This window comes from Ramlibacter sp. WS9, from assembly GCF_003797765.1.
Taxonomy (GTDB): domain Bacteria; phylum Pseudomonadota; class Gammaproteobacteria; order Burkholderiales; family Burkholderiaceae_C; genus Ramlibacter.
In genome coordinates, this window is sequence record NZ_RKMB01000005.1 from 185273 (window position 1) to 206405 (window position 21133).

The window sequence follows — 21133 nt, forward strand, 5'->3', positions numbered from 1 at the left end:
GCTAAAACTTGTGCTACATTGAATACATGAACCGAATTTCGCTGGCCCTACTGCTAATCCCCTCCGGGCGGAGACGGTAGCGCACGCGCAAAACCTCACTCGACGGCCCGTTTGCACCTGCAGCGGGCCGTTTTTCTTTGGGGCTGCCGGTTTTCTTGAACAGTTGGGGGCGGAGCTGAAGATCTGACCCGCAAATTTTCAAAACTCACGAGAGATGACCATGTTGAAGAATCCTGCCAGCAAATACCGAGCCTTCCCGGCGGTGCGCTTGACCGACCGCACGTGGCCCGATGCCGTGCTCACCCGGCCGCCTGTGTGGTGCAGCGTGGACCTGCGCGACGGCAACCAGGCGCTGATCGAGCCGATGGACATCCCGCGCAAGCTGCGCATGTTCGAGACGCTGGTGGAAATCGGCTTCAAGGAGATCGAGGTCGGCTTTCCTTCGGCGTCGCAGACCGAGTTCGACTTCATCCGCAAGCTGATCGACGACGGCCTCATTCCGGACGACGTGACGATCCAGGTGCTGACGCAGGCCCGCGAGCCGCTGATCCGCCGCACTTTCGAATCGCTGCAGGGCGCCAAGCGCGTCATCGTGCACCTGTACAACGCCACCGCGCCCGTGATGCGCAAGGTGGTTCTGGGATTGGACGAGGGAGGCATCGTCGAACTGGCCACAAGCCAGGCAAGACTCTTTGTGGAATTGGCTGCACAACAGCCGGCGACGCATTGGACCTTCCAGTATTCCCCTGAAATGTTTTCGGGCACCGAGCTCGCGTTCTCCAAGCGCGTGGTCGATGCGGTGACCGAGGTCTGGCAACCGACGCCCGAGCGAAAGTGCATCGTCAACCTGCCGTCGACGGTGGAGCATTCCACGCCGAACATCTTTGCCGACATGATCGAGTGGATGCACCGCAACCTGGCGCGGCGCGACGCCATCGTGCTGTCCGTCCACCCGCACAACGACCGCGGCACAGGCACCGCCGCCGGCGAATTCGCCGTGATGGCCGGTGCCGACCGCCTTGAAGGCTGCCTGTTCGGCAATGGCGAGCGCACCGGCAACCTCGACCTGGTGAACGTCGCGCTGAACCTCTATTCGCAAGGCGTGGACCCGGGCCTGGACTTCTCCGACATCGACGAGATCCGCCGCACTGCCGAGCACTGCACCCAACTGCCCGTCCACCCGCGCCACCCCTATGCGGGGGACCTGGTCTACACCTCGTTCTCGGGCTCGCACCAGGACGCGATCAAGAAGGCCTTCGCCGCGCGCAATGACGGCGACATCTGGGACATGCCTTACCTGCCACTCGACCCCAAAGACCTGGGCCGCAGCTACGAGGCCGTGATTCGCGTCAACAGCCAATCGGGCAAGGGCGGCATTTCATACCTTCTCGAAAGCGAATTCGGCCTGGAGTTGCCGCGCCGCCTGCAGATCGAGTTCAGCCAGGTCGTGCAGACCGTGATGGACGCCTCCGGCAAGGAGCTGACGGCGCAAGACCTCTTCGAGCTGTTCGAGCGCGAGTACGGTATTCGCAGCATCCCGTCGCCGCAGCACCAGGTACTGGAAGAGGCCAAGGGCATGGCCGGCAACCGGGTCCGGCTCGCGGCCGAGGTGGAAGTGTCGGGCAAGAAGGTCAGCATCCAGGGCGCCGGCAACGGCCCGATCGACGCTTTCGTGGAGGCGCTGGCTGCGGCTTGCGGCGAAACCATCCGCGTCCTCGACTACCATGAGCATGCGATCGGCTCGGGCGCCAATGCCCAGGCCGTGGCCTACCTCGAACTGCGCGTCGGCGACCGCACGCTGTTCGGCGTGGGCATGGATTCGAATATCGTGTCGGCTTCGCTCAAGGCCATCGTTTCGGGCTTGCAGCGGGCCCACTCCGAACACAAGAAGGAAATCTCGTGGCAGACAAACTGATCATTTTCGACACCACCTTGCGCGATGGCGAGCAATCGCCCGGCGCCTCCATGACCAAGGACGAGAAGCTGCGCATCGCGCGCCAGCTCGAGCGTCTGAAGGTGGACGTGATCGAGGCTGGCTTCGCCGCCAGTTCCAACGGTGACTTCGAAGCCGTGCAACTGATTGCCAATTCCATCCGGGAGTCGACCATCTGCTCGCTCTCGCGTGCCAACGACCGGGACATCTCTCGCGCCGCCGAAGCCCTCAAAGGCGCCGAGCGGGCCCGCATCCACACCTTCATCGCGACGTCGCCGCTGCACATGGAGAAAAAGCTGCGGATGACGCCCGACCAGGTGCTGGAACAGGCGAAGCAGTCGGTGCGATTCGCGCGCAACCTGTGCGGCGACATCGAGTTCTCGCCGGAGGATGGCTACCGCAGCGAGATGGACTTCTTGTGCAAGGTGCTGGAGGCCGTGATCGCCGAGGGCGCCACCACCATCAACGTGCCGGACACGGTGGGTTACGCGGTGCCGGAGCTGTACGGCCAGTTCATCAAGACCCTGCGTGAGCGCGTGCCGAACTCGGACAAGGCCATCTGGTCGGTGCATTGCCACAACGACCTGGGCATGGCGGTGGCCAACTCCCTGGCGGGCGTGAAGCTGGGCGGGGCACGCCAGGTCGAATGCACGATCAATGGCCTGGGCGAGCGTGCCGGCAACTGCTCGCTGGAAGAGATCGTGATGGCCGTGAAGACCCGCAAGGACTATTTCGGGCTGGAGTTGGGCATCGATGCCAAGCACATCGTCGCGGCGAGCCGCATGGTGAGCCAGACCACCGGCTTCGTGGTCCAGCCCAACAAGGCGGTGGTCGGCGCCAATGCCTTCGCGCACGCCAGCGGCATCCACCAGGACGGCGTGCTCAAGGCGCGAGACACCTACGAGATCATGCGGGCCGAGGACGTGGGCTGGAGCGCCAACAAGATCGTGCTGGGCAAGCTGTCGGGCCGCAATGCCTTCAAGGCGCGCCTGCAGGAGCTGGGCGTGCAGTTGGAGAGCGAGGCCGACGTCAACACGGCATTCAACCGCTTCAAGGAACTGGCCGACCGCAAGAGCGAGATCTTCGATGAGGACATCCTGGCCCTGGTCAGCGACGAAAGCGTGACCCACGAGCAGGAGCAATACCACTTCATTTCCCTCAAGCAGCACAGCGAAACCGGCGAGCGGCCCCACGCGTCCATCGTCTTTACGGTCGAAGGCAAGGAAGTGCGGGGCGAGTCGGACGGCAACGGCCCGGTGGACGCGTCCCTCAAGGCCATCGAAAGCCACGTGAAGAGCGGAGCCGAAATGGTGCTGTATTCGGTCAACGCCATCAGTGGGTCGACCGAAAGCCAGGGGGAGGTGACCGTGCGGCTCCAGAACTCGGGGCGGGTCGTCAACGGCGTGGGCGCCGACCCGGACATCGTGGTGGCGTCGGCGAAGGCTTATCTGAGCGCCCTGAACAAGTTACAGAGTAAAGCTGATCGGGTGGCCGCACAGGGCTGAGCCGTTTCCCTATAATTAGTGCAAGGAATTAGGAAAGTTACATAAGTCATTGATCTTGCGTAACTTTTTCTTCCGCCGTAAACTTCGAATCTGGTTGTAGCGTTTAAAGGGTCACTGATGCACGGCAAAGTCTTGTTGGCGATGAAAAAGACCACCCTGAACCGCATTTTTCATTCCGTGGCCCTGGCCGCCCTGGTCATCGGGCTGGCCCCCGTCGCCGCCGACGCCGCGCCGCGCAAGGGCACCACAGCCGCCAAGAAAAGCCAGACTGCCGGCAAGCGTGTCATGCGCTCCTTCGCCGCCGGCAAACGTGCTTCCGTGATCCGCGTCGCCCAGGTGCCGGCCCGCCCCTCTTACGGCCAGATCGCCGGCCTGCACTCGGTGCAAGACCAGCTCGACCTGAAGTCCAGCGTGGCCCTGGTGATCGACCAGGAAACCCGCGAAGTGCTGTTTTCCAAGAACGATTCGGCCGTGCTGCCGATCGCCTCGCTGACCAAGCTCATGACCGGCCTCCTGGTCAGCGAAGCCAAGCTGCCGATGGACGAGATGATCACCATCACGCAGGACGATGTCGACACCGAAAAGGGCAGCCGTTCGCGCCTGAAGGTCGGCTCCATGCTGACCCGCGGCGAATTGCTGCACCTCGCGCTGATGTCCAGCGAAAACCGCGCCGCTCACGCGCTCGGCCGCACCTACCCGGGCGGGATGGACGCTTTCGTGTCGCTGATGAATGCCAAGGCCAAGATGCTCGGCATGAAGGACACGCGCTACGTCGAACCTACCGGCCTGTCGAGCAAGAACCAGTCGAGCGCGCATGATCTGGCCACGCTGGTCGGCTCCGCCTACAACGATCCGGTCCTGCGCGAGTTTTCCACGTCGCCCGGCCACCAGGTGGCTGTCGGCAACCGCACTTTGCAGTTCAACAACACCAACCGCCTGGTGAAGAACGCCGGCTGGGACATTGGCCTGCAGAAGACCGGATACATCTCCGAAGCGGGCCAGTGCCTGGTGATGCAGGCCAAGATCTCCGGCCGCAAACTCATCATGGTGTTCCTGGACTCGGCCGGCAAGCTCAGCCGCCTGGGCGACGCCGAGCGCGTGCGCAAGTGGGTTGAGTCGAACCCCGTGACGGCGCCTGCGGGCAGCACGGTTGTTCGGCAGGTCAACGGGTAACCGCGTAACCGCTAAGCAACCGCTTCGCTCCAGACAAAACAAGGCCCCGTTGGGGCCTTGTCCTTTTTGGGTTTGGGTTATGCCGCGCGAAGCGTCGGCGTCTTATGCCCCAGCGCCGACGAAATCTCATTGGCCGTGGTCTGCAACTTGGTCAGCCAGCCTTCGTCCAGGCGATCGGCGGGGGCGGAGATCGACAGTCCCGCGATCAGCTTGCTCTGGTCGTCGTAGATGCCGGCGGCCATGCAGCGCACGCCCAGCTCCAGTTCCTCGTTGTCGCGGGCGATGCCGTACTGGCGGGCTTTCGCCAGTTCCCGCTCCAGCAATGGCAACTGCGTGATGCTGTTCTTCGTGTGTCCCGCCAGCCCGGTGCGGGTTGCATAGGCGCGAACGCGCTGCGGGTCGTCGGCGGCCAGGAAAAGCTTGCCGGTGGAAGTGAGGTGCAGCGGGGCGCGGCCGCCGATGGCACGCACCACCTGCATGCCTGAGCGTTCGCTGTAGGCGCGCTCGATGTACACGATCTCGTCGCCCTGGCGCATGCTGAGGTTGACGGGTTGCTGGATCAGCTTGTGCAGTTCGCGCATGGGCACCAGCGCTGCGTCACGCACATTCAGCCGGCCCTTGACCAGGTTGCCCAGTTCCAGGAGGCGCATGCCGAGCCGGTAGCTGCCGGCTTCCGGCCGATCAACGAATCGGCCGGTGGCCAGGTCATTGAGGATGCGGTGCGTCGTGGAAGGATGCAGGCCGGTCTTCTCGCTGATTTCCTTGAGCGAGACGGCATCCTCGCGCGAGGCCAGCACGTCGATCAGGGCGAACATGCGTTCGATCACCTGGATCGTCGGAGTGGCGGGCGCGCCAGTGTCGTTTTTTCTCATGGCACCTTACGGAATGGATTCACAGGATTTTATCATGTGAAATTTGCCCGGTGGGCAAAGAGGCAAGAGAGCGGACTTCTAGATGCCGTCCGCCGGAGGCGCGACCCACTGCCCATCGACCAGAACTTCGTGCGGCGTGAAGCGCGCCTTGTAGTTCATCTTGGGGCTTTGCCCGATCCAATAGCCCAGGTAGACGTGGGGCAGGCGCAGCCGCTTCGCCTGGTCGATCTGCCAGAGCACGCTGTAGGTGCCGTAACTGGCCGCCCCGTCGGGCTCGTAGAACGTGTACACGGCCGAGATGCCGTCATTGAGCACGTCCAGGATGGCCACCATGCGCAGCACGCCGGGCGAGCCGTTGGGGAGGGTCTCTCGGAACTCCACCAGTCGCGAATTGACGCGGCTTTGCAAGAGAAACTGCGTGTACTGGTCGATGCTGTCGTGGTCCATGCCGCCGCCCGCGTGGCGGCCAGTCTGATAGCGCAGGTACAGATGGTAGTGTTCGGGCACGAAGCACAGCTTGAGTACGCGCGCCTGCAAGTTGCCGTGCCTGGTCCAGGCGCGGCGTTGGCTGCGATCGGGCTGGAACGGGTCGGCCAGTACGCGCAGCGGAACACAGGCGCGGCAACCGTCGCAGTACGGCCGGTACGTGAACATGCCGCTGCGGCGGAAGCCGTTGGTGACCAGGTCGGAATACGCGTCGTTGTGGATCAGGTGGCTGGGCGTGGCCACTTGCGAGCGGGCCTGCCTGCCCGGCAGGTAGCTGCACGGGTACGGGGCCGTCGCATAGAACTGCAGGGTCTGTAGCGGAAGATCCTTGAGATGTGTCACGCTGGCGGCTTCGGCGGCAGGAGTCCGTTCCAGTATACGGGGTCGAACCGCCAGGGCGGTGCGGGTTTTTTTGCGTTCTGTGCGACTTGCGCCACAAATTCGGCCCTGGCGATCTCGCGCGCGCCGAGCGACGCCAGGTGCTGGGTGTTCTGCTGGCAATCGATCACGCCGATGCGATGGTGCCGGCAAAAGGCCACCAGCCCGGCCAGCGCGATCTTGGACGCATCCGGCACGCGCGTGAACATCGACTCCCCGAACACGGCCTGGCCGATACAGACGCAGTAGAGCCCGCCCACGAGCCGCCCGCCGACCCAGGCCTCGACGCTGTGCGCGTAGCCCGCGCGATGGAAAGCTTCGTACGCCTTGACCATCTGCGGCAGGATCCACGTGCCCGACTGGCCCTCCCGCGGAGACTGCGAACAGGCGCGGATCACGTCGTCGAAAGCGGAATCGACGCGCACCTCGCAACGCGGATCGGCCACGAACCGTGCGAGCGTCTTGCGCAGCGACCGGTGCAGCTTGAATTCATCGGTGAAGAGCACCATGCGCGGGTCGGTGCTCCACCACAGGATGGGTTGGCCCTCGCTGAACCAGGGAAAGATTCCGGCCGAGTACGCGCGGTGCAGGCTGTCGATGTCCAGCGCGCCGCCGGCCGCCAGCAGGCCCGGGGCAGGCTGGGCGGCATCCCACGCCCGCGCGGCATCGGGAAAAGAATCACCGGGGTCGAGCCAGGGCAGGTTCATGGCGCCGGGCAAATACTCTTGAGATCGCTGGTCACGCTGCTATTGTGGATGGAGAGTTCGTTCCTGTTGGAGGTCTCCATGATTCGTTACGCACTGGCTGCGGTGATCTGCGTCTTGGGACTCGCGGGGCTCGCGGGATGTGCGAGTGCGCCGGTCGCGCCGGCCCCACTGCCCTGGCAGGACCAGGCTTTCGAATACAGCCCGGCGCTGGTGACCGTCGGGAAGAACGAACTGTTCCGGGCCGACCCGGAACTCACGGCCCTCCTGGCCAGTCCCCGGGTCCAGGAGATGACCACACCGCAGCGGCTCAAGCACCTGCTGGCGCTGATCTTCGGCGAAGACCGGCAGCGCTTCGGCTACGCCGCCGGGCATTCGACCACCGCCGCGGAAACCTGGCGCAACGGGCGCGGTGACTGCCTGTCGCTCACCGTCATGACCTATTCGGCAGCGCGCGTGCTGGGCATGGCCGTGCAGACCCAGGAGGTGCGGGCACCGGCCGTGTTCGACCGGCGCGGCCAGCTCGACGTGGTGAATCAGCACGTCAACGTGATGTTCCTGCGAGCCCACCGCGACCTGAGGGACGCGGAGGCCCGCGACGTGGTGGTCGATTTCGACCCGGACTTCGCTTCGCGCCGTCCGGGTAGCCCGCTGACGGAAGACGGCCTGCTGGCGCGCTACTACAACAACGTCGCGGCTGAGCACCTCGGCAAGGGGCGGCGAGCCTTGGCCTATGCGCACTTCAAGGCCGCGATCGAGGCCGACCCCAGCTATGCGGCCCCTTACGGCAACCTGGCCGTGCTGTACCGCGACGCGGGCCTCTTGGCGCAAGCTGAGGAGTTGTTGCACCGCGCGATCGCGTTGGCGGACACCGCGGACGTCCCGCTTCATACCTTGCATCAACTGCTGATGGAACAGGGCCGCACTGCCGAGGCGCAGCGTTTTGCGCGCCGAATCGAAGCCGGGCGCGCGCGCGATCCCTATCACTGGATCGGCATGGGCCTGCGGCACCTGAACGACGGCGAGATCCGCCAGGCGATCGGCGCGCTGGAGACGGCGAAAGAACTGACCAGTGGCTTCGACGAAATCCACCGCTATCTGGCGCTGGCCTATGCCCGCAACGGCGAACCCACCAAAGCGCGGGACGAGCTGGCGCGGGTGGCTTCGATGACGGGCGACGCGCGGCTCGTGAGCAAACTCAAGCGCAAGCTCCGGGACATGCCCCAGTGACGACGGAACAATCATGTCTCGGGACGGGACTCGTGCCAGGTCACAGCCAGGCCCGCCGCCGTCTCATCGCCTCTTCTCCAACGGCATGAAGCGTATTGCGAACATGCCGAAGGCGCGCAAGCACGCGCTCACCGTTCGCCAGAGCGTTGAATCGGAGTGAGGAGTTCCCGCAGCCGAGGTCGGCAACCAGATCGACGGTTGCGCGGCGGCCGTCCCAGATCTGGGCCATGAACCCGCCGTTCGGTGAGCACGATTCGATCGCATCGATGCCATCCGTGGCGAATAGCTGCTCGGTCAGCCTGTCGACCAGCAGCGCTCCCGGTGAAAATTTCCCGTAGCCTGAGTCGAACGCGGTTTTCCAGGTGTAGGCCATGGCACCGCCGTAGAGCAGAACCTGGGCAGCGATGGCGCGACCGTTGACCTTGAGCAGGGCGACCGAGGCGCTGCGTTCGGCGGCAAGTGCAGCGATCAGCTGGCGCGCGAAGGCTGCATCGGCAACGTTGCACAGCAGTGCCGTTCCGCGAGCGCCCTTCCAGCTCGCTGCTTCCATGGCGAGGTAGACCTCGAAAGCATCCCGCGCCGCGGACTCGGAGCGATCATTCACGACCTCGACCTGGCCCAAAGTGCAAAGGCGATGCCAGTTGTGGCGCAGCTTCTTGCGCGTCGATCCGGACCTCTTCACACCGAATTCCCGTGTGACGAACGCCCGCTGGCGTTCACCCAGTTCCACGATCCGCGCGTTGCGTGCGACCAATGACTTCACGATGGCTGCGTACGAATCCGAAGACGCATCGAGGCAACGAAGGCGCAGTAGCTTGGGCAGATGCGGGTTCTGATCGATCGCATCGAGAAACGCCGCGGCGGCGTCATCCATGAAATCCGGATCGATCACAGGGTTCGAGAGGAAGGCGTAGTTGTAGGGCGGAGTCGCCAGGAACGCCGGCCCCAGTGGAGCGACGCGGACATCCTGAAGTGCCCAAAGTCCGACGAGGCGAGGCGCCTGCGCATCCCGCAGCCAGGCCAGCAGCACGTGCATGTTCGCGAAGTGTGTGGAACAAACAACCCTGAGCGCGATTGGATCCATGAACACGTTGCCGGCAGACCGCCCGCTGAGCGCGGCCCACTGCCCCGCCAGGTCCAATTCAGGTGTGCCGAAGTTGACGTCGATGCGATGCATGAGTCACCCGCGGTGGCGCGCCGATGCATTCCGCAGCGTGACGGCGATGCGACCCATCGCGCGGCGAGCCGATGACAGTCCCTCCATGTACACATGATGGATGCGCTCGTTTTGTTTCAGGCGAAGACGCAAAGCGATCGCGAACACCACGGCACGAATGGCAACGCGCGCCATCAGTCCACTGGGCAAGCCGACGACTTCGTGCAGCGGTTCGAAGCTGTCGGCCAACTCGACCTTGTATCGCTCGTTGCCGCCTAGGAACTCGACCCGCCGCACGCCCTCCGACGAGGCGTCTGCGATGGCTTGCAGCAGCGTGACCTGCCCCGGCGAAAATCGCGCCAGCTCGGGATCGAACGCGAGGCGATGAACGTACATGGTCTTGCCCATGACGAACCAATAGTGGAACGCGACCGGTCGCCCGTCGAGGCGAAGCGTCAGTATCCGGGCCGCGCCCTGCGCGGCCAGTGCGCGTGCGGCGTCGCGGTGGAAATTGTGCCGCTCGGCCAAGCCGAAGGTCGAGCCGTCGGGGCGGCCTTGCCAGCGCAGCGCGTGGATTTCGAACGCGTGCTCCAGTTCGGCCGCAACCTCGTCGGGCGTGCGCGCCGTCGTCCAGCCGACGACGCCGAGCGTCGCCAGCTGCCGCAACCGGCGGCGATGGAGATTGCGCTTCTTGGACGAGATGCGGGCGTCGTAGACCGCGGCCCAGCCGTTGGGCATCCGCAGCACCGGCGCGTCGACCCGCGGCAGGACCGTGAGATCACCTTGCGCCGCAAGCCGCGACAGCACGCCCCCACTCGGTGCCCCGAACACGTCCAGGTAGTCGAACGGCAGCCGTGAAACACGGTCCAGCAGTGCGCGGGCTATTGACCCATCATCGTCGCGCTCGACCAGGAAGTCGCCCAGCGCGCTCTCATGGCCGCCCAGCAGACGGCAGACCCGCAGGCCGCGGTGCCTGCGGATGAACATCGGCGCCACACCGACCATCGTGGACCCCCTTGTGGCGGTCACCACCGCCAGCGTGGCCCCTGCACCAAAGTGCCGCCACCATGCTGTTACCCATTCATGCAGCAGGAACGGGCTGGGACGCTTGGCCGCAAGCACAAGGCGGTTCCAGTTGGGTCCCAGAGCACCGAGGCCATCGGCGTCGGAGACGACGGCCAGCGTCAGGTCATCGTGCGTTCCGGCGGCCGCTGTTGCGCTTTTTTGTGGTTCTGCGCGGGTCGCACCCAGCCGGGGTCGGTGTGCCAGTGTTTTCCTGGCTGTACCGGCCGCCAGCCGGACGAGAAAGCGCGCCCATCGATTGGCGCGCCAGGGCAGGCCTTCATCGGTCGAAATCGAGCGGAGACTGAACGCCGCCTTGAAGGAACGGTGGTCGCAGGCGATCTTGACCGGATCGGAATAGAAGGACGCGAGCTTCCGGGTGCCCATGCCTTCCGACGCCATCCAGAGGGGGACGTGGACGTTGCACAGCCGCTCCACATCGGTCAGAACCTTGTCGGCGCCGGTGCCGGCGGCAGGGCAGGAAGTGGCGAATGCGTCGCCGACCAGCACGATGCCGGGCTGAAGAAACCCTTGCGTGACATAAAGGTCCGCGGGCCGAATCTTGACTGGGCCGGCAACTTGCGCGCGGCCAATGCATTTCCCCAGCCGCGGCATGACCGAGAGCAACGCCGGCAGGGGCTGTTCGCGCATGTCTCGCAGCCACGGATCGCCGATGTCCCGATAGACCATGAGATTGCCGTGCATGGCCGGACCGATCGGGAACAGGGTGAGGTACGCGAGGCGGTCCGCAGCACGTTCCGGGTAATAGGTGAGAGCGCGGAAGTCAAAGCTTGCCCGTCCCACTGGCGTCAAGTCGAATGCGAGCGTGATGGAATGGCACTTGCTGACGTCTACGCGCGTCATTCCGAGCGTCTGACGCAAGCCGCTGTTGAGGCCGTTCGCGATGATGACCAGCCGCGCGGAAATTGAATCGCCGCTCGCAAGGGTCACCAGTTGAAGGTCGGGACTGTTCGCGATCGCCTGGACTTTCCCGCAGATGAATGTCGTGCCTTTCGGGATGGTGGCACGTACCGTGTTGACCAGGGTGTCGTAGAGGATGCCGTGCTGGTCGCCGGGGCGTTTCTCGACAACGCGGCCGAAGCGCGCAACCCAGCATTCGCCGTCGAATGTCGCGGCCGGCAGAACCAGCTCGGCGAGGCCTGTCCGCCGCAAGATTGCGACCTGTCCCGCGTCAAGCTTCTCACAGCGAAGATCGGGTGGGTAGACCGCGTGCGGATCGACCAGGACGACATCGAATCCGGCCCGCCCCAGCATTGCCGTGGCCGTCGAGCCAGCAAGCCCGCCGCCGACGACCACGATGTCGGTGTTGCGCATGGCTTGCCCTAATGGCGAATTCCCGCCCCGGCACCCAAGGCGCCTGGACGTTTGCCGCGCCGATACAGCATCCGGGCAAAGGTTGCGGGAAGGTCGACGATGCCGGGAAGCGGGTCTGTCCAGCTGAGGCACGCAAATCTGCGAACGCGAGCCCATGTCGCTGCATAGCCGAGGATCGCCCTCGGGCGAAGCCGGCCGGATTGCGCGGCCGCGACCAGGTCGCGGGCCACGAAAATCCAGGCCACGCCTTCGCGTACATCCGCCTTCGGAACCGGCCGGTTGGACGCCACGCAGGAGATGGCCGCCCCAAAGTCGATGCCTGCCGCCCCGGCAAGCCCAAGCCAGTTCCAGGGCCGTGGGTTCACGTCCAGCAGCTTCAGGATGCCGTCGCGCGGGTCGTGCTTGAACTCCGCTTCGACAAGCCCGTGATGACGGATCGACCGCAGGAAGGTTTCGGCCGCGGCGGCAGCTTCCGGGAGATGGGCGGTCACCACGTACGTCGACGTGCTGCCGAATTCGACGGGGTACTGACGCAGGCGGCGGGCCGTGAGACTCACGACCGGCTCCCCGGAGTCCCACAGCCCCGCATAGGACTGCTGATGCTCCCCGTCGCCTGGAATCATCTGCTGCGCGATCACGTGTTCGGCACCAACGAGTTCACAGGCGGTCTTGTAGCGTTCCTTGAAGCCGTCGCGGTCGTCCACCCGCCAGCCCCTGTCCGCAGTGAGGCGGTTCTCGCGCAAGCGCATGCTGGGCTTCAGCACGAGGGGAAACTGCAGCTCCTTGAGGTTCGGGTCGTCAAACGAAGCGTGTGCGTAGACGCGCGGCACGCCCAGCCCGAGGTCCTTCGCGCGCTGGTACGCGAGCGCCTTGTCGCACGCCCAGCGCAGATGCTCCCAATCCGAAGTCATCACGACGAAGAGGGAGGAGAGACGCTCATGAGCCTGCGACACCAGTCGGACCTCAGGGTCGGCTGAGGGGATGAGAATGCTGCCGGCCAGAGCGTTCGCGCGTGCAATGCCTTCGAGCTCATCGATTGCCTGCGGGTGGTTGGCGCCGCCCCAATGGATGACCTTCTGCACAGCGCTGGAGAAAGATGCGCATCGGGTCTCGTCCGCGACCAGCCAAACCTGAAAGCCTGCGCGTTTGAGGGACCGCGCCAATGCCAACGTTCCATAAGCGCCGCCCAGCAATACGACTCGGCGTGCATCGACTGAGGTCCTGCGGTCCATGCGCCTATTTCAGCGCAGCGACGCGTGCGGCGCATGGGATAGGCGCACCACATCGCATAGCTGGAATGTCCTCTCATTGAGGCACGGCAGTCCGGCCACCGAGCTGCGACATGGGGGCGAACCTCATCCGTTACGTAACCTTTTGTGGCCCGCCATGCGCACGCGCGAACATTGCTGCTGAGGTACCTGTCACGGCTGTCGTGACTCAACAATAGTGAGCGTGGGTTTATGGATGCGTGTACAGCACCCCCCGTGCACTATTTAACGACGTAGCGTAACTCGACAGTAACGCGCCTTACTTGTGCGTGTGGATGAGCTATCCAATCCCGGTCACATTCGGGCCACTGCTGAGGTGGACGCAAATTCTTGTGGCATCGATGGCAGGGCAACCGATGGCTACCCACCGGACTCGCTGGGGTAGCTCCCCTCTCCACCACCTTTCAATCTACACTCAAATGCATAGAAGTACCTTGCTGATCTCTCTTCCCATCATTTGCGCGGCCGCTCTGAGCGGCTGCGGCGGCGGCGGCTCAGAGGAGTCGGTGGACGCCACGGCCGTCGCTGTCGAAACCGAGAGCGTCACAGCCGGCGTGCCGAGCAGCCCATCGGATGCAGAGAGTCCGATGAAAAGAAGAGTGGTCTGGCCAGCACCAGCACCAGCACCAGCACCAGCACCAGCACCAGCACCAGCACCAGCACCAGCACCAGCACCGGCACCGGCACCCGCACCCGCACCCGCCCCGGCGCCCGCGCCAGCAACCGTACCGGTCTATACGGACGGCACGGCACGCGTCAATGCGCTGCTCGCGGCCAGCCTGAATGCGACGATCCCTTCCGGCGTCTACATGATCAGCGGGGAGCTGGCCGTGCGCAACGGGCAGGTCATCGCGCCGGCAGCCGGTGCACAGGTCACCTTCAAGGCAGCCACGGCCTACACCGGCCGCTTCATCACCTCGGTGGACAAAAGCTTTACCGTGCGGGGGATCACCTTTGACGGCAACTATGCCAACCGGTTCAGCCTCGAGGGCAACGATGTCGCGAACTTGATGAACATTTCCGGCGGTACCAACGTCACGCTGGAGAACAACACGTTCCAGTACGCCCCGGCCCAGGCCATCTGGACCTACCGCAGCCCGTCGATTCAGATCCGCGGCAACACCTTCCTGGAGGCTTGGCAGCCCATCCGCATGGATGCGAACAACCTGACCGCCGGCGTGATCGAGAACAACACGTTCAAGAACACCACGGCGTACAAGTCGATCCAGCACATCACTGCCGTCAACGCGACGAACCTTGTCGTGCGCGGCAACACGATGGAGGGTGCCGGTGTCTTGCCCGCCTCGAGTCACGGCTACGAGGGTACATGGGGCAACGCCATCTACATCTTCAACAGCACGGGCTACGTGGTGGAGAACAACACGGTGGGGAGGAACTACTGGTCCTCCCTCGTGGTGGGCCAGAACAGCACCAACGTCACTGTTCGGAACAACTCGTTCACCGGGGGAACGTTGGGCAACGGGGGCCTGCAATCGGCCTGGATCGAGCAGGTTGGCGCCAACACGATCAACTTCACTGGCAACACGCTCATGGGCGGTCTGTCCGTGGGCGATACCGGTGGCGATTACCTGACTATCACCAACAACATCATCACGGTGCCGCCAGGTGGAACCGGAATCGACTGCAACTACGCCTTCAAGCACGGCACGATCAGCGGCAACACCATCAAGGCGTTGAACGCGACCAAGCCTGACATGGGCATCTACCTGTGGCAAAAGGACGACCCGAGCACGAACATCCAGCTGTTGAACAACGCCATCAGTGGCTTCAACAAGGGGGTCGCCGTGAACAACCTCGGAGGCGCTGGCACGGTGTACGGCATTCACCTCAGCGGCAATACCTTCGCCAGCAACAACGCCAACGTCTGGGTGCCCAGCACGATCAAGCTGAACACGCCGCTCGGCCAGTGATGTAACAGGACGCGGCGCTGCCTGGACCTTCCAGGTAGTGCCGCGCCAGGACAATTTGCCTATCCAGTTCGGTGCAGCACTCCCATGCGGGTGCTCGGGAGCCACGTCAATATGGACGGCGTGGACATTTGCGAGACTCGCATGCAACTCCCCCGACAGGCAGGCCTGGACAGGATCAGTTTCCCTTCAGGGGCTGGCGGCAGGGTGGGCACGTTCATGCTCAGCTTCGACTGCGAAGGCAAGTGGGGCCTGACCGACTGCCTCACCGAGCGCCACCAGCAGCTCTACACGACGTCCAACCTCGAAGCGATCTACTGGCGGCTCACGTCGCTTCTGCGGAAGTACGGCATCGATGCCACGTTCGCATTCACTGCGGCGTTTTCCCTGACCGCTGAGCGTTTCGACCGGCTGCGGCCGGAAATGGAGGAACTCAGGACTCGAGCGCAACCGTGGATCGGTCGTGCACTGGCCGCCATAGAAAAAGACAAGGGGCAAGGCTGGTTCGGGCCGTACTGTTTCGACATGGTGCGTGAGCCAGGTTGCCACGAGATCGCTTCTCATGGCTTTTCGCATCTGCCGTGGCGAGCTTCCTATGCCACCCGGGCCGCGCTGGATGCCGAGCTGGCCATGTGCCGCAGGGTCCCGGCCTTCAGCGACGGCTCCGTCAGCACATTCGTGTTCCCCCGCAACCAGGTTGCTCACCAGGACCTGCTGGCGGAACATGGATTTACCGCATACCGCGAAAAGCGAACCTTCAGCAGTCGGGCGGCCAATTTAGCCAGTGAGTTCAACCTGCTGTCGCCGAGCGAAGACTTCAACTGGAACGAAAACTGGAACGACAAGATTCCGATCGCGCTCCCAGCTGGCCGCTTCCTGAACTGGAGGCATGGGCTCAGGCGAAGCGTTCCGGCGGCCGTTACCGTTCGTCGCTGGCAAAACATGCTCCGGGACGCGGCGAGTGGCGGCGGCATCGTTCACGCGTGGACACACCCCGAAAACTTCGTCGACGGGCATGACATGTTCCAGATGCTCGAGGAGATTCTCCGTTTCGTCGCCGACGAGCGCGAGGCGGGGCGCCTGCACGTGCTGACGAACACGCAGTTCGTGGCGAGGACCGAACGGTTGCCGTCGCTGCAGCCTGTCTCCTTCAGCCCATCACCCGACCCATGCGTGGCCCATGCCTCGCATACCGAAGCACCTGCGCCTGTGACATCTGCGCCTGCGACACGTGCGCCCGTGAGCGCCGTCGCGCAATCAGCGCACTGGGAAGTCTCGGAGGTAGCGCTCAGCCAGACCATTTTCGCGGCGATGCAGGTCTATATCCCCTGGCTTGCGGCGTCGAAGGCGCCTCTGGCCGACCTCGCGACGCTCGCCCTGGCGCAATCGATCGTCTGGCCGCTCGCGATGATCGCGCAATTGCAGTTGCGCACCATCTATGTGGTCCAGGGCGAGAGGTCTCTGCTCCCGCTCTTCGTGCAGCTGCGGCTGGCCGGATGCGTGTTCCTCGTCGCTTGCGCAGCGATCGCCACCGGCATGCTCCACTCCGGTCCTCTTCTGCTCTCTCTGGCCGTGGCGCTGGCGCTCATCAAGTGCGTGGAAAACGTGGCAGACATCATGCACGGCGAACTGCAGCGAGCGATGGAGGTGAGCCGCGGTGCGCGATCCCAGACCTATCGGTGCGCGATCTTCATCAGCGTATACACCGTCGGCATGGTGTCCGGCGGGCAACTCTTGCTCTCGCTCGTCGCCGCCGCAGCGGCAATGGCCGCTTGGGTTGTGGTGGTCGACATGCGGCCCCGCAGGTTCTGGCGCGATCTCCTGACCCAGGGCGGCAATCTGGATCAGGTAGGCCCGACGCTCAAGGCCGGTCTTTCCCTCTCGACGGCCCTGGCGTTCTCGTCGCTTTCCGTGATGGTCGGGCGTTGGGCTGCCGTGCGGGCGGGTGACACGGAGGTGCTGGCGGCAACCGCCCTGGCCGGGACCATGGCAAGTATCGTCGCCGTCGTGCTGGTCGCGACGCAGCAGTATTCTTTCACGCCGGCGCGGGCGCAACTCGACGCCGGGGGCATGCCGGCCTTCCGGGCCTGGTGCAGGGCCGTCACGTGGCGGCTGCACGTGGCGTTCGCAGGCCTCACGCTGGCCTGGGTTGCTGCCGCTGTTCTGGTGTATTACTTCGGTCTGCCTGTGCCTGGCCATCACCTCGGCATCGGACTGCAACATACCGTTGTCGTGCTCGCAGGGTGTTTCCTGGCGGGGGGATGGCTGAGCGTGCTCTGCTTCGCGGACATATTGCTGCAGTACCTGATGCGGCGCCATGGAACCATCCTCTTCATTGCCATGATGCAGGTGGCTGCGGCCGCTGCGGCGAGCATGCTGCTGTACCCGTTGATGGGATGGATCGCCATCGGTATCGCCGAGCTTGTTCGCGGGCTCACGTTCATCGTCGCCGTCAGATACACCTCCCGGCTGCTGGAAGCCGATGGCGGAGCCAGCACCTAGCGGCGCGGACAGGCACTGGAGCTCAGATGCGCGTCGTTCTCGTCATCACCAAGGGTGAACTCGGAGGGGCCCAGACGCATGTCGCCGAACTTTGCGGGGCGCTTCGCCATCGCTGCGACTTCCTCGTGCTGATCGGCGGAGGCGGGCGGTCGCCCCTGGGTGATGCGCTGACCTCGATGAACATACGCGTCGAATCCATTCCGGGGCTCAGCAATGCGGTCTCGGTGCGTTCGCTGCTCGCCAGCGTGCACCAGATCGCGGACCATGCCAAGTCCTGGCGTGCCGACGTGATCCACGTCCACAGTGCCGTGGCAGCGGCCGTCGGCCGCATGGCCGGCTGGCTTGCAGCCATTCCTGTCGTCTACACGGTGCACGGTTTCGCGTTCAAGCCGCAGGTCCCACGGGTTCGCCGGCTTTGTGCTTTTACTGGAGAACGGGTCCTGGCACCCTTCAGCAGCCATGTCATCTGCGTCTCGCACGCCGAACGGGAGCTCGCAATGAAGCTGGGGATGCCAGAGGCGCGGGTCAGCGTGATCTCCAACGGTGTTTCCGACAGCGCCCTGCGTGCACAGCCGTCGAGCTTGCCGGCAACGCTGATCATGGTCGCCCGTATGGCCGCTCCGAAGCGACACGATCTGCTGTTGCAGGCCCTGAGTGTCCTGCAGGCACGCGGCATGGCCCCGCCCCAGACAGTGCTGGCCGGTGGTGGGCCGCTGCTGGCGAAATGGCGCGAAGCAGCCACGGCGTTCGGCCTGTCCTGCGTGAGCTTCTGCGGTGATATCTCCGATGTCGATGCCAGGCTCGCTCAATGCCAGGTGTTCGTCCTGCTGTCCGATCACGAGGGCCAACCGATTTCGGTGATCGAAGCCATGCGAGCCGGCCTGCCCATCGTCGCCAGTGACCTTCCGGGAATTCGCGCCCAGATCACGCCCGGGGTAGAGGGCCTCCTCACCAGCCATGAGCCTGAAGCGATCGCGGACGCCGTGGAGCGGATGGTCTCCGATCCGCTTCTGAGGGCGCGCCTGGGAGCCGCGGCACGGCGCAGGTTCGAAAGCGAGTTCAGTGCCGCCTGCATGGCAGAGCAGGTCGAACAGGTCTATGGCCGATCGGCGAGGAAGGCAAGTCTGCTGCTTCAGGGATGATGTTTGGCGAATCTCACGGGCGCGCGCGGGACCGGTGCGCGGCGCGGGCTATCGGGACTCGAGCGGCGGTTGAACGAAAACACACAGACAGCAAGGATGATCCAGAAGTGGCGCCAGTGCAGCGTGTCGACGACGGCTGCGTTCACCAGCGCGCCCGCCAGAAGCGCGAATGCGCATATGAAGGCTGGGTGCAACCGGCGTCCGCCCATGCATTCCTGCAGTGCGTGTGCAGCCAGCAGAAGCAGGAAGACCGAGAAAAGAGTCAGAGCGACGGGGCCGTTCTCGGCCCAGATGCGCACGTAGGTATTGTGCGGATCCCACCCCGCGAGATAGTGGACTACCTCTCCCGGTCCGACACCGGCGGGGTAGCGCAAGCCCAATTCGATGGCCTCTTGCGCATTTGCAAAGCGATAGGTGTCGTACTCCTGAAGCTGCATGCGGCTGCTGTAGAGGTCGAACGCATCCTGGTCATGGTCGATCAGCAGACCCGCGGCAGGGATTGCCACGGCTGCAGCGAGCAGTGCCGCGCACGCGAGCATTGCCTTTTGCCGTACGCTGGAGAAAGCCCCGTACATGGCCAGGACGATGGCCAGGTTGGCCCACGCCGCGCGAGAGGCGGTGGCGATGACCCCCGCCGCGCAAATGACGGCGAACAGGACGAACAGGACGGTTTTCGCGCCGCGTCGACGTCCGGCTGCTTCAAGAAAGATCACTATCGCCGGGATGAGGTACGGCCCGAAGACGTTCGGATCCTTGAAGAAGATCCTCGGCCTGCCTTCCGATTGCAGCATGTCCGCCATCGGGGCGATTGCAGGGTGCAGCATGATGATTGCGAGTGCAGCGCAGACCAGTGCGGCGCCGGCATAGCCCGCAAGGAAGGCGGAAAACCTGACATCTCCTTGCCCGTGGAGCTGGCCCAGGTGGAGGGCGATCATGATCAGCATCGTGGTCACTCCGGCATAGAAAGCCGAGCTGGCCGGGCTGCGCGCTTGCAGAGCGACAGGAACGAACTGCAGGATCAAGAACAGGCCCAACAGCACCAGCATCGTGGCTGTCATCGGGCCCGCCAGCCGCCACCATGGGTCTCTCATGTTCCTGGCGGCATGGACGAGCACGAGGAACAGCGCCAGAACCTCGAACGGGGCCGGCTCGATGAACGTAATGCACGAGCTTGCGCCCAGCAGGAGATACATCAAACGCATCATCCGCGGAACGGGCTTGCCGCCGCGCAGAGGCATCGCAGGCCTCGGACGAGAGGGCCGCGCCGGCCGTGCGCTGGCCTGAGGGCGATGGGGTGTCGGCGACATTGGCGACATGGTCGTTTCAGGTTGCGGCCAAGGCCGTGCCCGAGATTGCGACGGGAACGGCAACCAGCGGAACTTCGCAAGGCGAGTATAGACACGCGAATAGCCCAGAGCGGCGAGCGCAAGGCCCGTCACCAGCATGGGAGTGTCTTGGGGAAAGACGGCGGCCCACGCAGCTGTCGTGCCTGTGTACAGCCATGCGACGGGACTGGTCATCGAGTTCTGCAGGCGTTGCGGCCAGCCGGGCAGCCGGATTCTCACCAGCCTGCGGTAGACGAGCATGTGCATGTGCACCCGGTCGGGCTGGCCTGGGCTCGAGCCGGCCCGTCGGCTTTTCCGATAGAACGAGAAGGCCACTTCGAGTACCGGGTAGGCACAGGCGAGCAGCGGACTCCACGGGGAAACCTGTGGGTTTCGCACTGCGAGCATGACCGCGGCCCAACCGACGAGGAAGCCGAGCAGGTAGGCGCCGCCGTCCCCCAGGAATATCCTGCCCGAAGGCCAGTTCACGGCGAGGAAGCCCAGCACGGACGCGGCGATCAGATAGCACGCCCACGCGAGTTGGGTGTCACCGACCTGTGCCGCGATGAGACCCAACGCCGTCAGGATGATGACGACGACGCCGGCGGCCAGGCCGTTGAAGCCGTCAATGATGTTGATGGCGTTGGCCAGGCCGCCGACGCAGAATGCGGTGAACATCACCGCGAAGGGCGTGAATGCGAGCAGCGTGTCCAGCGCCGCGATGCCGGTGCGTTGCAACATCGCACCGGTGAGCAGGCAGGCCAGCACGCCACTGGAGAGGGTCGCCAGCAGGCGCTCCAGCACACCGACCTTCTTCGTCAGGTCTTCCATGAGTCCCACCGCGAAGGCGGGAATCGCCGATATGAGCATGAGTGCCAGCAGCGACGCCGTCGAACGCGGTGTGATCGCCGCGACAATCACCATTGCAACCAGGATGGCCGACCCACCGATGCGCGGTGTCGGTGCGGTGTGGTACTTCTGCAGGCCGATGGTGCTGTCCAGCGTCATCGATCCGTGCCAGCGCTGCGTGTTGACGAGCACCAGGCTCACGCACAGGCTCGAAGCGAAGCCGACAGCCGCCGCAAGTCCGAGAGTGGAAGGCATCGCGCGCTTTCCGGGTCATGGAGGGTCGGT

15 protein-coding genes are annotated in these 21133 nt (G+C 64.4%); 7 read left to right on the top strand and 8 right to left on the bottom strand.

Annotation, left to right across the window (positions count from 1 at the left end; all coding sequences use genetic code 11):
- Window positions 1–220: 220 nt before the first annotated feature.
- The 3 genes from leuA (at window position 221) to pbpG (ending at window position 4611) form a co-directional block, all read left to right on the top strand.
- A complete protein-coding gene (leuA, locus tag EEB15_RS10850; RefSeq protein ID WP_141509860.1) occupies window positions 221–1915 on the top strand; it encodes a 2-isopropylmalate synthase in 1695 nt (564 codons plus the stop codon).
- A complete protein-coding gene (locus EEB15_RS10855; RefSeq protein WP_141509861.1) occupies window positions 1900–3438 on the top strand; it encodes a 2-isopropylmalate synthase in 1539 nt (512 codons plus the stop codon). Before leuA ends, EEB15_RS10855 begins: the two co-directional genes overlap by 16 nt.
- Before the next feature lie 141 nt (window positions 3439–3579).
- The gene (pbpG, locus tag EEB15_RS10860) at window positions 3580–4611 is read left to right on the top strand and encodes a D-alanyl-D-alanine endopeptidase (protein WP_141509963.1); all 1032 of its coding nucleotides are present in this window, start codon (window positions 3580–3582) and stop codon (window positions 4609–4611) included.
- A 77-nt stretch (window positions 4612–4688) separates the two neighbouring features.
- Here pbpG and EEB15_RS10865 read toward each other — a convergent pair whose 3' ends face one another.
- The 3 genes from EEB15_RS10865 to aat form a co-directional block, all read right to left on the bottom strand.
- Entirely contained in the window at window positions 4689–5483 is a 795-nt protein-coding gene (locus EEB15_RS10865) for an IclR family transcriptional regulator (RefSeq protein WP_141509862.1), read from the bottom strand.
- A 78-nt stretch (window positions 5484–5561) separates the two neighbouring features.
- Entirely contained in the window at window positions 5562–6311 is a 750-nt protein-coding gene (locus tag EEB15_RS10870) for an arginyltransferase (RefSeq protein WP_141509863.1), read from the bottom strand.
- Window positions 6308–7054: a leucyl/phenylalanyl-tRNA--protein transferase gene (aat, locus tag EEB15_RS10875; protein WP_141509864.1), complete on the bottom strand. Its 747-nt coding sequence runs from the start codon at window positions 7052–7054 to the stop codon at window positions 6308–6310. Before aat ends, EEB15_RS10870 begins: the two co-directional genes overlap by 4 nt.
- A gap of 78 nt (window positions 7055–7132) precedes the next feature.
- Between aat and EEB15_RS10880 the strand changes: the two genes are divergently transcribed.
- Window positions 7133–8281 (top strand): tetratricopeptide repeat protein, encoded by a 1149-nt coding sequence (locus tag EEB15_RS10880; protein WP_158290065.1) that lies wholly within the window; start codon window positions 7133–7135, stop codon window positions 8279–8281.
- A 40-nt stretch (window positions 8282–8321) separates the two neighbouring features.
- Here EEB15_RS10880 and EEB15_RS10885 read toward each other — a convergent pair whose 3' ends face one another.
- The 4 genes from EEB15_RS10885 to EEB15_RS33625 all read right to left on the bottom strand — a co-directional run bounded on the left by EEB15_RS10885 (window position 8322) and on the right by EEB15_RS33625 (window position 13855).
- Entirely contained in the window at window positions 8322–9458 is a 1137-nt protein-coding gene (locus EEB15_RS10885; RefSeq protein ID WP_141509866.1) for a GNAT family N-acetyltransferase, read from the bottom strand.
- A 3-nt stretch (window positions 9459–9461) separates the two neighbouring features.
- On the bottom strand, window positions 9462–11834 hold the full coding sequence (locus EEB15_RS10890; RefSeq protein ID WP_141509867.1) for a GNAT family N-acetyltransferase: 2373 nt from the start codon (window positions 11832–11834) through the stop codon (window positions 9462–9464).
- An 8-nt stretch (window positions 11835–11842) separates the two neighbouring features.
- Window positions 11843–13066 (bottom strand): ATP-grasp domain-containing protein, encoded by a 1224-nt coding sequence (locus EEB15_RS10895; RefSeq protein WP_141509868.1) that lies wholly within the window; start codon window positions 13064–13066, stop codon window positions 11843–11845.
- Between the two features lie 579 nt (window positions 13067–13645).
- On the bottom strand, window positions 13646–13855 hold the full coding sequence (locus EEB15_RS33625) for a hypothetical protein (RefSeq protein ID WP_158290066.1): 210 nt from the start codon (window positions 13853–13855) through the stop codon (window positions 13646–13648).
- Window positions 13856–13911: 56 nt separating this feature from the next.
- On the opposite strand from EEB15_RS33625, the gene EEB15_RS10900 reads away from it, so the two are divergent.
- The 3 genes from EEB15_RS10900 to EEB15_RS10910 all read left to right on the top strand — a co-directional run bounded on the left by EEB15_RS10900 (window position 13912) and on the right by EEB15_RS10910 (window position 18674).
- Window positions 13912–15033, top strand: coding sequence for a right-handed parallel beta-helix repeat-containing protein (locus EEB15_RS10900; protein WP_158290067.1), 1122 nt, complete (start codon window positions 13912–13914; stop codon window positions 15031–15033).
- 216 nt (window positions 15034–15249) lie between these two features.
- Window positions 15250–17532 carry a polysaccharide deacetylase family protein gene (locus tag EEB15_RS10905; protein ID WP_141509870.1) on the top strand — a complete coding sequence of 761 codons (2283 nt, stop codon included), beginning with the start codon at window positions 15250–15252 and terminating at the stop codon, window positions 17530–17532.
- Between the two features lie 26 nt (window positions 17533–17558).
- Window positions 17559–18674 carry a glycosyltransferase gene (locus EEB15_RS10910; protein ID WP_141509871.1) on the top strand — a complete coding sequence of 372 codons (1116 nt, stop codon included), beginning with the start codon at window positions 17559–17561 and terminating at the stop codon, window positions 18672–18674.
- Here the strand turns inward: EEB15_RS10910 and EEB15_RS10915 are convergent.
- The gene (locus EEB15_RS10915) at window positions 18665–21103 is read right to left on the bottom strand and encodes an O-antigen ligase family protein (RefSeq protein WP_141509872.1); all 2439 of its coding nucleotides are present in this window, start codon (window positions 21101–21103) and stop codon (window positions 18665–18667) included. The two genes, EEB15_RS10910 and EEB15_RS10915, sit on opposite strands and share 10 nt — an antisense overlap.
- Between the last annotated feature and the right edge of the window lie 30 nt (window positions 21104–21133).

Bases quoted from the DNA above. Each gene is read 5' to 3' on its own strand.
- leuA (WP_141509860.1), top strand. From the start codon at position 221: ATGTTGAAGAATCCTGCCAGCAAATACCGAGCCTTCCCGGCGGTGCGC.
- pbpG (WP_141509963.1), top strand. From the start codon at position 3,580: ATGAAAAAGACCACCCTGAACCGCATTTTTCATTCCGTGGCCCTGGCC.
- EEB15_RS10865 (WP_141509862.1), bottom strand. From the start codon at position 5,483: ATGAGAAAAAACGACACTGGCGCGCCCGCCACTCCGACGATCCAGGTG.
- aat (WP_141509864.1), bottom strand. From the start codon at position 7,054: ATGAACCTGCCCTGGCTCGACCCCGGTGATTCTTTTCCCGATGCCGCG.
- EEB15_RS10880 (WP_158290065.1), top strand. From the start codon at position 7,133: ATGATTCGTTACGCACTGGCTGCGGTGATCTGCGTCTTGGGACTCGCG.
- EEB15_RS10885 (WP_141509866.1), bottom strand. From the start codon at position 9,458: ATGCATCGCATCGACGTCAACTTCGGCACACCTGAATTGGACCTGGCG.
- EEB15_RS10890 (WP_141509867.1), bottom strand. From the start codon at position 11,834: ATGCGCAACACCGACATCGTGGTCGTCGGCGGCGGGCTTGCTGGCTCG.
- EEB15_RS10895 (WP_141509868.1), bottom strand. From the start codon at position 13,066: ATGGACCGCAGGACCTCAGTCGATGCACGCCGAGTCGTATTGCTGGGC.
- EEB15_RS10900 (WP_158290067.1), top strand. From the start codon at position 13,912: ATGATCAGCGGGGAGCTGGCCGTGCGCAACGGGCAGGTCATCGCGCCG.
- EEB15_RS10905 (WP_141509870.1), top strand. From the start codon at position 15,250: ATGCTCAGCTTCGACTGCGAAGGCAAGTGGGGCCTGACCGACTGCCTC.
- EEB15_RS10910 (WP_141509871.1), top strand. From the start codon at position 17,559: ATGCGCGTCGTTCTCGTCATCACCAAGGGTGAACTCGGAGGGGCCCAG.
- EEB15_RS10915 (WP_141509872.1), bottom strand. From the start codon at position 21,103: ATGCCTTCCACTCTCGGACTTGCGGCGGCTGTCGGCTTCGCTTCGAGC.